The organism is Kingella sp. (in: b-proteobacteria) (assembly GCF_030527935.1).
Classification (GTDB): Bacteria; Pseudomonadota; Gammaproteobacteria; order Burkholderiales; family Neisseriaceae; genus Kingella_B.
The window spans coordinates 19,024-30,794 of record NZ_JAUMZV010000019.1 but is presented as its reverse complement, the minus strand read 5'-3'; the positions used below and the strand labels follow the sequence as shown (position 1 = coordinate 30,794).

Sequence of the window (11,771 nt, the reverse complement as noted above, 5' to 3'; positions counted from 1 at the left end):
TCCATCACGGCAACGTTTTCAGGCTGCCTTTGCGCTATTTCGCGGCAAACTGGCGCGTATCCTTCGCGTTCTCTTGCAAGCCCATGTTGTTTTTCAGCACATCCAGCAAAAAATCCAGCACCACGCGCACGCGCGGCGCAAGCATGGTGCGGTGAGGATATTGGATGCTCAATTCATACTGCATCGGCTGGTGGATGTCGCTCAACACGGTTTTCAGGCTGCCTGCTTGCAAATGCCGCCAAATGGGATAAATCGGCAGTTGCGCGATGCCCAAGCCTTGCAACGCGGCGGCAATTAGGCTATCGGTGTTGGATGTGGTAAAGCGGCTGCGCGTGGGCTGATAGGCTTTTGCCGTGCCATCGCGCTGTTGCAGCAGCCATGCGCGGGGCTTGCCTGTGGCGGTTTGGCTGCTCAAAATTTGGTGCGCGGCAAGGTCGCTTTCTTGCTTGGGAACGCCGTATTGCGCCAGATAATCGGGCGTGGCAGCAAGGCAAGTGTGCAGCTTGCCCACAGGGCGCACAATCAATGCGCTGTCTTCGCTCACCGTGCCGCGTATCGCCAAATCAAAATTTTCCTTAACCAAATCAACCAGATGGTCGTTGTAAATCAACTACACTTCCAAATCGGGATGGCGGTTGAGCAGTTCGCCCAAATGCGGCATCACCAAATGCTGCCCAATGGGATACGACACCGACACGCGCACCGTGCCTGTGATGTGGTCGGGCGCGTGTCCGATTTGCTCGGCGGCGGTTTCCAGCATTTCAAACGCCGTTTGCGCCTGCGCGAAAAACGGCCTGCCTTCGTCCGTCAAATTCAGGCTGCGTGTGGTGCGGTTAAACAGACGCGCGTTGAGCGATTGTTCCAGCGTGGCAACGTTTTTGCTCACGGCGGCGGGGGTTAGGTTGAGCACATCGGCGGCGGCGGTAAAGCTGCCGCTTTTGGCGGTTCGGATAACGAAGCAAGGTGTTTGAAACGGTCGGGGGACATGGGGTTGCCTTTGGGATTGCAGAGTTTCAGTTGAACGCGATTGTAGCATTGTTGAATGAAAAGCGATTTGGCGGCGAGCCTCCACCGTTCCATCTTGCGTTTCAGGCTGCCTATGTTTACAAATTTGGTTTTCAGGCTGCCTTAATCGCCCACGCAATAAGCGTTTTCAGGCTGCATCCCATTTTCAGGCTGCATCCTTTCAGGCTGCCTTGGCGTTTTATGTTATGATTCACCCAATTTTGTTTTGCAACCGCATCTCGCACATGAAAAAACTATTCATCGCTGGCACAGCCGCCGCCCTTATCGCCGCCGCAGGCATCAGCACCCCTTTCTATCTGGGCAACCAAGCCAAACAAAGCCTAGAAACCCAACACCGCATTTTGGCGGATACTTTCTTTTTTGACGTTGAATCCTATCAATACCAAAGCGGCTGGCTAGAATCCACCGAAACCACCGTCTTGCGCTTTCATCCCACCGTGTTAGCCAATCTGGGCAACAACATCCCCGACAACATCCGCGCCGTGCTGGAAAAACCCATCACCATGATAAACCATGTGCACCATCAGCCCTTTGCCAACGGCATCGTGCCCGTGCGCGCCGTGGTGGAAACCGAATTCCAATACGACCCCGAAGTCAAAAAAACCCTAGCCCGCTTCTTTGGCGAGCAAATCCCCATCAAGCTGCACAACGTGATTAAGCTCAACGGCAGCGGCACGCTCAACATCACCGTTGCCCCGTTTGACTACGAAGAACTATCAGGCATCAAAATCAACTGGCAAGGGCTAACAGGCAACATCAACTACCAAAACGGCTACGCCAGCTACACCACCCAGCTCGCCATGCCCAGCTTCCAAGCCATTCTTGCCGACAAAGGCAGCCTGAAAATAGAAAACCTAACCCTAAACGCCAACAGCTACAACAGCAAAGACGGCAAAACCACACTCGGCTCATCCACCACCAACCTTGCCCATTTCAACGTTTCATGGAATGAAGGCATGGATTACAACATCAAAATCAACGATTTAATCAACACCGTAACCGACCTGCAAATCGGCGCGTTTATCAATCCGCGCGGCACCATCGCCCCCAACAAAATCAGCGTGGATAATTTAAGCTACGCCACCGAAACCAGCGAACCCGAAGCAGGCTATCTCAACACATCAGGCAAATTCAGCTTTGCCAAGCTCAACTACGGCGATGCCGCCTACGGACCGCTCAATATAGACATCGCCGCCAACCACCTAAACGCAGGCAGCCTGAACGCGCTCAAAGCCCGCTGGCAACAAATCGCCACCGAAAAACAAATGCCGCCCGAAGAGCAGCAAAAACACATACTCGCCGCCGTGCGCAACGAAGGCGCAGCCCTGTTTACCGACAACCCGCAGCTTGAAATTCGCGCGTTCAACTTCACCACACCCACAGGGCATGTGAACGCCAGTGGCAAGCTCAACTTTAACGGCTTAGCCGCTGCCGATTTAAACGACATCAAGCCCATGCTCGCCAAAATGCAAGCCGAGCTCAACCTAGACGTGTCGCAAAACATCATTGAAGACTTCGCCATCACGCAAACGCGCGGGCTGTTTGCCATGGAAAACCCCAACAGCGCGCAAGAGCAAAAAGAAGTGGACGACACCATCCGCCTGCTCACCAGCGAAAGCCTGAAAACCATGATTCAAGACGGCTACATCGCCAGCGAAAACGGTGCCATCCAAACCCAGCTCACCGTTGCCGATAATCAAATCAAGCTCAACGGCAAGCCATTCCAACTGCAAGCCAACGAAGACGTATTCGCCGATTTGGAAAGCGATACCAGCGCGCCCGCGCAGTCCGAAGCATCCGCAGCCGTGGCATCGTCTGCGCCCGCAGCGGCTGCGCCGTAGTAATCTTGTCGCGCAACGGTTTCAGGCTGCCTTGATGGTTCGCATCAATAGGCAGCCTGAAACGCGGTTTAGCGAAGTGCCAACGACAATATTCATTTTCAGGCTGCCTATTGCCGTAAACAAAAAGGCAGCCTGAAAACAGCAAAACTCATCTCAGGCTGCCCTTGCGCAACCCGAAACCAATGGAACGTCGGCGGCTCACCGACATCTTGCCAACCAGCACAGCCCTGCCTAATACACCATTTGGCGACAAACCATCGCCGCTCCATTTTCAGATTTCAGGCTGCCCATCGCTGTAACCAAAATAAGCAGCCTGAAAACAGCAAAACCCACTTTCAGGCTGCCCCACCACAACACAAAACGAAAGCCCACACCATGTCCCATCTACAAAACGACACCTTTATCCGCGCCCTGCTGCGCCAACCCACCGAATACACCCCCATCTGGCTGATGCGCCAAGCAGGGCGTTATCTGCCCGAATACAAAGCCACCCGCGCGTTTGCAGGCGATTTTATGTCGCTGTGCCGCAACAAAGACCTAGCCACCGAAGTAACCCTGCAACCGATAGACCGTTTCAATCTAGATGCCGCCATCCTGTTTTCCGACATCCTAACCATCCCCGATGCCATGGGGCTGGGCTTGCGCTTTGAAACAGGCGAAGGCCCCAAATTTGAACGCCCGCTGCAACACGAGCAAGACATAGAACTGCTCGCCGTGCCCGATATGAACAAGCTCAACTACGTCTTCGAAGCCATTGCCAGCATCCGCAAAGCCCTAGGCGGGCGCGTGCCGCTAATCGGCTTTTCAGGCAGCCCCTTCACCCTTGCCTGCTACATGATAGAAGGCAGCGGCAGCCGCGATTGGCGCACCGTCAAAACCATGCTCTACACCCGCCCCGACCTGCTGCACCGCGTGTTAGACATCAACACCCAAGCCATTACCCAATACCTAAACCACCAAATAGAACACGGCGCACAAGCCATCCAAATCTTTGACACATGGGGCGGCACGCTCTCGCACGAAGCCTACCAAACATACAGCCTGCACTACATCAAACAAATCATCAGCAGCCTGAAACGCCACCACAACGGCGCAACCATCCCCGTTATCGTGTTCACCAAAGGCGGCGGACAATGGCTAGAACAGCTTGCCCAATGCGGCGCAGATGCCATCGGGCTAGACTGGACAACCGACATCGCCCAAGCCCGCGCCCGCGTAAACGACCAAGTCGCCCTGCAAGGCAACCTAGACCCGCTCGCCCTATTTGGCACGCCCAAAACCATCTGCACCGAAGCCGCCCACATCCTAGCAGGCTACGGACACGGACACGGCTATGTGTTCAACCTTGGGCACGGCATCAACCAACACACCCCGCCCGAACACGTTGAAATCCTAGTAGAAACCGTGCACGAAGTCTCGCGCCAATATCATCAATAAACCCAAATCGTTTTCAGGCTGCCTACTGTGATTACCAGTAGGCAGCCTGAAATCCATCCACCCCCACGCTTGGATTTTTAACAAAACCTAACTAAAATACCCACACCCCCAACAAAGGCAGCCTGAAAATGCTTCCACGCTACACTGTATTCGGCAACCCCATCGCCCACAGCCAATCCCCCCAAATCCACCAGCTTTTCGCCGCCCAAGAAGGCGCAACCCTAGAATACACCCGCACCCTAGTGCCCGATGCCGCCAACGGTTTTCAGGCTGCCTTAAACCAATTTTTCGCCCACGGCGGCAACGGTGCAAACATCACCCTGCCCTACAAACAACAAGCCCACCAACTTGCCCACCAGCACACCGCCCGCGCCCAAGCCGCAGGCGCAGTCAATACCCTGCACCGCCAAGCAGACGGCACGCTTCTTGGCGACAACACAGACGGCATCGGCTTGGTGCGCGATTTAACCGAGCAGCTTGGCATCAACCTAGCAGGCAAACACATCCTACTGCTCGGCGCAGGCGGCGCAGCACGCGGCGTGATTCTCCCACTTGCCGACTGCCAACCCGCCAGCATCACCATCGCCAACCGCACCCACGCCAAAGCCCAACAACTCGCCCAGCAATTTGCCATCCAAGCCGCCGAATACCACCAATTAACCCAGCCCTACGACATCATCATCAACGCCACATCCAGCAGCGTAACCCGCAGCATCCCCGCCATCCCCGATAACTGCTTTTCAGGCTGCCAACTCGCCTACGATATGTTCTACGCCGCCCGCCCCTCCCCATTCCTTGCCCACGCCGCCCAACACGGCGCAGCGCAAACCGCCGATGGCTTAGGCATGCTGGTTGGGCAAGCCGCCGCCGCCTATCAACTCTGGCGCGGCTACACCCCCAACATCGCCCCCGTTATCGCCACCCTACGCGCCGAGCTTGCCGCATGAAATTACTCAAATGGCTCATCGCCGCCCCCATTCTCGCCTTTATCCTGTTTAACGTGTACGCCTATGGCAACATCATCAGCTACCGCGCACTCGCCCCGCATCGCACCGCCTTTATGAGCATGCGGATGAACGAAATCGCCGCAGAAAAACCCCAAATCAGCCTAGACTACCAATGGGTGCCCTACCACCAAATCTCCGAAAACCTAAAAAAAGCCCTGATTGCATCCGAAGATGCCAACTTCGCCGAACACGACGGCTTTGACTGGAACGGCATCAAAAACGCCATCAAGAAAAACGAAAAAAGCGGCAAAATCAAAGCAGGCGGTTCAACCATCAGCCAACAGCTCGCCAAAAACCTATTCCTAAACGAAAGCCGCAGCTATTGGCGCAAAGCCGAAGAAGCCGCCATCACCGCCATGCTAGAAGCCACCACCGACAAAGACCGCATCTACACACTCTATTTAAACGTGATTGAATGGGGCTACGGCGTGTACGGCGCAGAAGCCGCCAGCCAATATTTCTACCAACAACCCGCCGCCCAGCTCAACAAAACCCAAGCCGCCCAACTCGCCGCCCGCGTCCCCAAACCCCTGTTCTACATAGACCACCCCAACGACAAAGGCTTGCGCCGCAAAACCAACATCATCCTACGGCGCATGGGTTCGGCAACCTTGCCCGAGTAAACACAAACCAGCCCGATGGAGCGGCGACGGCTCGTCGCCAAAATAGTCAAAACCATTTTCAGGCTGCCTTAACCCGAACCCCCTAATGCAGCCTGAAACAAAGTTCAGCGAAGCTAAAACCCCCAATCTTTCCAACCCACCCCACAAAGGAAACAACACCATGTCCCCCAAAAAGCTCACCCTTTCCCTGCTGCTCACCGCCAGCCTTGCCGCCCACGCGTATGAGAAAGACAAAACCTACCACTTCACCGTGCTACACAGCAACGACACCCACGGACGCTTCTGGAAAAACGACAAAGGCGAATACGGCTTCTCCGTGCTCAAAACCGCCATCGACGACGTGCGCAAAGAAGTCGCCGCCCAAGGTGGCACTGTTATCCTGCTGCACGCGGGCGACTTCAACACAGGCGTGCCCGAATCCGACCTGCAAAACGCCAAGCCCGATATTGAAGGGCTGAACGACATGAAATTTGATGCCCTTGCCTTGGGCAATCACGAGTTTGACAACCCCTTGCAACTCTTGGACAAACAAGAACGCTGGGCAAAATTCCCCTTCCTATCCGCCAACGTGCGCTATAAAAACGGCAAATTTCTGGTCAAACCCTACACCATCATCCAACGCGGTGGCTTGAAATTCGCCGTAGTCGGCTTAACCACCGAAGACACCGCCAAGCTCGGCAACCCCGAATACTTGGGCAACGTAACCTTTCAGCCCGTGATTGAAGCCGCACGCGAAATCCTGCCCGCCGTAAACAAAGCCCAGCCCGATGTACGCATCGCACTCACCCACATCGGCTACTACAACGATGGCAAACACGGACACAACGCTCCGGGGGACGTAACCCTTGCCCGCAGCCTGCCCGCCAAATCGTTTGACATGATAATCGGTGGACACTCGCACACCCCCGTGTGCATCAACGAAGACGGCAGCCTGAAAACGCCGTATGTGCCTAACACCCCTTGCCAGCCCGATGTGCAAAACGGCATGCCGATTATGCAAGCGTATGAATGGGGCAAATTTCTCGGACGCGCCGATTTTGAATTTAAAAACGGCGTAACCAAGCTGGTGCGCTATCAACTTATCCCTGCCAACTTAAAACGCAAAGACGGCAGCTTCTACACCAGCGAAATCCCCGCTGAGCCCAAGCTGCTTGCCAAACTGCAAAAATATCAAGACTTGGGCGACAAAAAACTCAACATCAAAGTAGGCGAAGCCACCGCAGCCTTTGACGGCACGCGCGAGTTGGTGCGCAGCCAACAAATGCCCATCGGGCAACTGATTACCCGCGCCCAGCTAGAACGCACCCAAGCCGATTTCTCGCTGATGCAAGGCGGCGGCATCCGCGACACCATCCCCTCAGGCACAATTACCTACAAAACCGTGCTCAAAGTGCAACCGTTTGGCAACCTGCTCAGCGTTGTGCCGCTCACAGGCAAAGAAACCTTTGATTATTTGCAAGAAATCGTGTTCAAAGACAAAGGCTCGGGCGGCTACCCCCACCTAGCAGGCGTGTCGCTCACCTATTGCCCCGCCGATAAAACCATTGCCAATGTGAAAATTCAAGGCAAGCCGCTCAACCCCACCGCCACCTATCGCTTCGTGTTGCCTGATTACATCGCAGCGGGCGGCGACGGCTATCCTGTGCTGAAAACCCACACAGGCTTTACCAAAACAGGCTTTGTGGATGCCGACACCACCAAAACCTATTTTGGCAAACATTCGCCGCTAAACCCCGCCGATTACTCGCCCGACGGCGTGCTGGTGGAGCAATGCGCCGCCAAATAAGGCTATAAAGCGTTTTCAGGCTGCTTTATTAAGATTAGGCAGCCTGAAAATAAAATTTCGCAACGCCATCCCCACCATCCCAACACACATCCGAAAGGACATCCCATGAAACTCCAAATCATCCCCGCCCTACTCGCCAGCGCATTCATCCTAACCGCCTGCGAGCAAGCCCCCAGCAACAGCCCCGCGCAAACCAGCAGCACACCTGCCGCAGCCAGCACCGCCAGCGCACCCGCCACCAGCAGCGCGCCCGATGCCGCCAGCGCAGCCAGCGCAACGGCATCCCCAGCCAATGCCACCGCGTCCCAAGCCAATGGCGACATGAGCGTGGACATCCGCAAAGACAACATCGGCGGCGACTTCACCCTAACCGATGGCAACGGCAAACCGATGGCACTCAGCAGCCTGAAAGGCAAAGTGGTCGTGTTATCCTTTGGCTACACCCATTGCCCCGACATCTGCCCCACCGAGCTGCTCACATACAGCGACACGCTCAAACAACTGGGCGACGATGCCAAAAACGTTGCCGTGGTATTCGTGAGCGTGGACCCCGAGCGCGATACCCCCGAGCTGATGAAACAATACGTCAAACAATTCCACCCCGACTTTATCGGGCTAACCGACACCACAGGCGGCAACGACATCGCCCTAGCCAAACAACTATGGCGCATCATCTCCGCCAAAGCCGACATCAAATCCGACAAACTCTACAACGTGGACCACTCATCAGGCACTTACCTGCTGGACAAACAAGGCAACGCCGCCTACTTTGAACGCTTCGGCGCAGAAGCCCCACAAATCGCCGCCGACATCAAAAAACTGCTGGCAGAATAAGCGCGATGGCATAGCACACGCCTGTGTGCCTGATTTCAGGCTGCCTAATCGCTTCTGACAAAGGCAGCCTGAAAATCACAAGTAGGGTGTGTGGCTTGCCACGCACCGTATCGCAATACTCGCCAATATAGGCAGCCTGAAACCTTGGCAAAACCAACCATCCCCGCACCATTTCAAATTTCAGGCTGCCCACCCCCGAAAGCCAAACCATGCCCCAACAGCTCACCATCGCCCTATCCAAAGGACGCATTTTTGAAGAAACCCTGCCGCTGCTTGCCGCCGCAGGCATCACCCCCAGCGAAGCCCCCGAAAGCTCGCGCAAACTCATCATCCGCACCAACCAGCCCCATATCCGTCTCGTCATCGTGCGCGCCAGCGACGTGCCCACCTATGTGCAATACGGCGCGGCCGACTTCGGCATCGCAGGCAAAGACGTGCTGATTGAACACGGCGGCGAAGGCTTATACCAACCGCTAGACCTAAACATCGCCAAATGCCGCATGATGGTTGCCGTGTCCAAAGGCTTTGACTACGCCCGCGCATCCCAAGCAGGCAAACGCCTGCGCGTTGCCACCAAATACCCCAGCATCGCCGCCGAACACTTTGCCGCCAAAGGCGTGCACGTGGACATCATCAAACTCTACGGCTCAATGGAACTCGCCCCGCTGGTGGGATTGAGCGACTGCATCGTTGATTTGGTGTCCACAGGCAGCACGCTCAAAGCCAACAACCTAGAAGCGGTGGAACACATCGTAGAAATATCCAGCCGCCTGATTGTGAACAAAGCCGCGCTCAAAACCAAATACGCCCTGCTTCATCCCATTATTGAAGCCTTTTCGGGTGCGATTAAAAGCTCATAACAACACGCATAGGATGCACAACTTTGCCACGCACGCGGTTTGCACGTTGCCCACCCAAGCCTAATCATCAGGCAGCCTGAAACCGCAAAAGGAACGGCAACGGCTCATCGCCCAATGGCGCATTTCATGTCGCTACGAATGGCGTTACGCTTGTAAACAAGATGGCAGCGAGCCGCCAACGCCCCACACGCTGTTGGGTTAAACTGCATTTTCAGGCTGCCTAACCCATCAGCCATGCCACTCAACCCTGCGAGCATTTTTAACGCGGTAGCCGCGTTTTTAGGGCATAAAAGATGCCTATGAGAATAGTGAATACAGGTTCTTAGGCTGCCACCTTTGCAAAAGCAGTAACCAATGGAACGGCGGCGGCTCGCCGATATCTTGCCAACCAACCCATAAAACTCTATTGAACAAGCCATTTGGCGACGAGCCGTTGCCGCTCCATTTTAGTTTTCAGGCTGCCTAACCCATCCCCCCAACAAGGAGTCCCCACCATGCCCCATCTCCTGCTAGACCTTGCCAAATCCCCCATCCCAAAACGCAAAATCCCCTTTGCCCACGCCAAAGTCGGCTTATTCGCCACCTTCAAAGCCGCCAAGCGCATGATTACCCCCGAAGAACCCCACAGCATCTACGTTCTGCCCAGCAAAAAAGCCGCCCGCAGCATCGCCCAAGCCGCCGCCGACATCCTGCAACACCAGCCGCAAGCGCACATCGCCATCGTCTCCGCGCGCAAAAAACTGCACCTGTATATCTACTCGCTGCAAATCAAATACCCGCAAGCCAACTTGTTATACAAGAAAAAGTTCGGAAAAAGCGTGCGCCAATTTCTCAAACAAGCAAGGCAGCCTGAAAACGAACGCAGCGGGTTTCAGCGCAGCCCAAACCCCAAACCGCAAAGCGAACAACAAGTTATAGAACACGCCGCCCACAGCGTGCAACAAGCCGTTGCCCAAATCGCCCCGCGCAAAGCCACCAGCCAAGTGTTCACCCTGCTCGCCACCCAAGAAGCCCAATCCAAGCCCAGCATCGCCGCCACCCTTGCCCTGCTGAAAAAAAATCGCCCCAAGAAAAAACAAGGCCTTGTGCGCCTGCTCACCGAACGCAGCAACCCCCAGCTTGCACAAGAAATGCTTGCAGAACTGCAACGCGCAGGCAAAATCCACATTGATGCCGCCGAAAACGTGCGCTATCGCTAAACACCCCGCGCGTGCCGCTCAAAGGCAGCCTGAAAATTGAAATAAAACGCACGTTTTCCTATTTTCAGGCTGCCTATTAGGCTCAACAAACATTTCAAACAACCCAAAGGAAACCCATGAACAATTACTACAAATTTCTCTGTCTCCCCCCCACCGCCAGCCCCACCGAAATCCAAAGCAAGCTCAAACTCGCCGCGCAAAGCGGCAAAGTGCCGATTGAAATCCTGCACGAAATCCGCGACACCCTATACGACAGCGAAAAACGCCGCGCCTACGATGCTGCCTTGCGCCAAGCCGACCCCGCCTTTTTCCAACCGCAGCCCAAAGCCGCCGCGTCAGCACAATCCAACGCACCCGCCGCCCGCAAGCAGCCACAGCAATCGCAAGCCCAACAGCCACCACGTCAAGCCCAACGCCAAACTCAACAACGCCAGCCCCAACAACGCCCAGCCCAAGCCGCCAGCAACACCCGCCGCGCCCCTGCCATCGCCAGCAGCGCGCTCCTTTCCACCCGCAACATCATTCTCGCCCTGTGTGCCCTTGCCATCATCGCATGGCTGCTGCCGTGGGCAAGCACTCCGCTCAAAAGCTACCTTGGCGCATCGCTCAACTTCCGCCTGCTCGCGTGGGTGAACACCATCATCTTCGCCGCCACCGCCGCCAAAGTTTGGCTGGACGACAAGCAAGAAAAAGCCACCGCCTACACCGAAATCATGCTCGCTGCCATCTTCGCCCTGCTGGTGCACGCGCAATACTATCTGCGGCTCAAACCCTTTTTTGAACGGCTCGGCACGCCGCGCGAAGTGCTGGGCTACGGCATCGGTTTATACACGCAAATCATCATCGCCTTGCTGCTGCTGATTTATGTGCTGTTTGCCAAAAAAAAATGACGCATAGTTTTCAGGCTGCCATATCGCAAAAGGCAGCCTGAAAACCTTTCCCCGCCAGCACCCCATTTCTGCTTAAAAAATCAGCAGCCCAAAATACCCCCGTTGATACAACACGCTAGTGCACTTATCCACACCTTATCCCTGTGGAAAAACACAAACCTTGTAAACGAACCCATCCATCATCCACTCCATTTTCAGGCTGCCTAACCATACGGCATAGGCAGCCTGAAACCTTTGCAAAACCCTAACCGCAGCCTGAAAGTAAGAA

At 55.3% G+C, this 11,771-nt stretch carries 15 protein-coding genes; 10 read left to right on the top strand and 5 right to left on the bottom strand.

All coding sequences use genetic code 11. The annotated features are described in order from the left end of the window. Window positions 1-34: 34 nt before the first annotated feature. Together Q4A85_RS07540 and Q4A85_RS07535 are read right to left on the bottom strand one after the other, a co-directional pair. Window positions 35-610: a substrate binding domain-containing protein gene (locus Q4A85_RS07540; protein WP_303109094.1), complete on the bottom strand. Its 576-nt coding sequence runs from the start codon at window positions 608-610 to the stop codon at window positions 35-37. Beyond that, a complete protein-coding gene (locus Q4A85_RS07535) occupies window positions 611-1,036 on the bottom strand; it encodes a LysR family transcriptional regulator (RefSeq protein ID WP_303109092.1) in 426 nt (141 codons plus the stop codon). Window positions 1,037-1,038: 2 nt separating this feature from the next. Between Q4A85_RS07535 and Q4A85_RS07530 the strand changes: the two genes are divergently transcribed. The 3 genes from Q4A85_RS07530 (at window position 1,039) to hemE (ending at window position 4,304) form a co-directional block, all read left to right on the top strand. Continuing rightward, window positions 1,039-1,215: a hypothetical protein gene (locus Q4A85_RS07530; RefSeq protein ID WP_303109090.1), complete on the top strand. Its 177-nt coding sequence runs from the start codon at window positions 1,039-1,041 to the stop codon at window positions 1,213-1,215. Between the two features lie 35 nt (window positions 1,216-1,250). Next, window positions 1,251-2,867 carry a YdgA family protein gene (locus Q4A85_RS07525; RefSeq protein ID WP_303109088.1) on the top strand — a complete coding sequence of 539 codons (1,617 nt, stop codon included), beginning with the start codon at window positions 1,251-1,253 and terminating at the stop codon, window positions 2,865-2,867. A gap of 375 nt (window positions 2,868-3,242) precedes the next feature. After that, window positions 3,243-4,304 (top strand): uroporphyrinogen decarboxylase, encoded by a 1,062-nt coding sequence (gene hemE / locus Q4A85_RS07520; RefSeq protein WP_303109086.1) that lies wholly within the window; start codon window positions 3,243-3,245, stop codon window positions 4,302-4,304. Here hemE and Q4A85_RS07515 read toward each other — a convergent pair. Next, a complete protein-coding gene (locus tag Q4A85_RS07515) occupies window positions 4,260-4,388 on the bottom strand; it encodes a hypothetical protein (RefSeq protein WP_303109084.1) in 129 nt (42 codons plus the stop codon). The two genes, hemE and Q4A85_RS07515, sit on opposite strands and share 45 nt — an antisense overlap. 44 nt (window positions 4,389-4,432) lie before the next feature. On the opposite strand from Q4A85_RS07515, the gene aroE reads away from it, so the two are divergent. The 4 genes from aroE to Q4A85_RS07495 all read left to right on the top strand — a co-directional run bounded on the left by aroE (window position 4,433) and on the right by Q4A85_RS07495 (window position 8,554). Continuing rightward, complete coding sequence (gene aroE / locus Q4A85_RS07510) at window positions 4,433-5,251, top strand: shikimate dehydrogenase (protein WP_303109082.1); 819 nt, start codon at window positions 4,433-4,435, stop codon at window positions 5,249-5,251. Continuing rightward, complete coding sequence (mtgA, locus tag Q4A85_RS07505; protein WP_303109080.1) at window positions 5,248-5,934, top strand: monofunctional biosynthetic peptidoglycan transglycosylase; 687 nt, start codon at window positions 5,248-5,250, stop codon at window positions 5,932-5,934. The genes aroE and mtgA overlap by 4 nt, the downstream gene beginning before the upstream one ends. Before the next feature lie 160 nt (window positions 5,935-6,094). Continuing rightward, window positions 6,095-7,720, top strand: coding sequence for a bifunctional UDP-sugar hydrolase/5'-nucleotidase UshA (gene ushA, locus Q4A85_RS07500; RefSeq protein ID WP_303109079.1), 1,626 nt, complete (start codon window positions 6,095-6,097; stop codon window positions 7,718-7,720). Window positions 7,721-7,825: 105 nt separating this feature from the next. Beyond that, window positions 7,826-8,554 (top strand): SCO family protein, encoded by a 729-nt coding sequence (locus Q4A85_RS07495; RefSeq protein ID WP_303109077.1) that lies wholly within the window; start codon window positions 7,826-7,828, stop codon window positions 8,552-8,554. On the opposite strand, the gene Q4A85_RS07490 is transcribed toward Q4A85_RS07495, so the two are convergent. Further along, window positions 8,532-8,783 (bottom strand): hypothetical protein, encoded by a 252-nt coding sequence (locus Q4A85_RS07490; protein ID WP_303109075.1) that lies wholly within the window; start codon window positions 8,781-8,783, stop codon window positions 8,532-8,534. The two genes, Q4A85_RS07495 and Q4A85_RS07490, sit on opposite strands and share 23 nt — an antisense overlap. On the opposite strand from Q4A85_RS07490, the gene hisG reads away from it, so the two are divergent. Then, complete coding sequence (hisG, locus tag Q4A85_RS07485) at window positions 8,764-9,414, top strand: ATP phosphoribosyltransferase (RefSeq protein WP_303109073.1); 651 nt, start codon at window positions 8,764-8,766, stop codon at window positions 9,412-9,414. The two genes, Q4A85_RS07490 and hisG, sit on opposite strands and share 20 nt — an antisense overlap. A 104-nt stretch (window positions 9,415-9,518) precedes the next feature. On the opposite strand, the gene Q4A85_RS07480 is transcribed toward hisG, so the two are convergent. Further along, window positions 9,519-9,650, bottom strand: coding sequence for a hypothetical protein (locus Q4A85_RS07480; RefSeq protein ID WP_303109071.1), 132 nt, complete (start codon window positions 9,648-9,650; stop codon window positions 9,519-9,521). Window positions 9,651-9,908: 258 nt separating this feature from the next. Between Q4A85_RS07480 and Q4A85_RS07475 the strand changes: the two genes are divergently transcribed. Together Q4A85_RS07475 and Q4A85_RS07470 are read left to right on the top strand one after the other, a co-directional pair. Continuing rightward, window positions 9,909-10,613 carry a hypothetical protein gene (locus tag Q4A85_RS07475; protein WP_303109070.1) on the top strand — a complete coding sequence of 235 codons (705 nt, stop codon included), beginning with the start codon at window positions 9,909-9,911 and terminating at the stop codon, window positions 10,611-10,613. 116 nt (window positions 10,614-10,729) lie between these two features. Further along, complete coding sequence (locus tag Q4A85_RS07470) at window positions 10,730-11,503, top strand: hypothetical protein (protein ID WP_303109068.1); 774 nt, start codon at window positions 10,730-10,732, stop codon at window positions 11,501-11,503. Window positions 11,504-11,771: the final 268 nt, after the last annotated feature.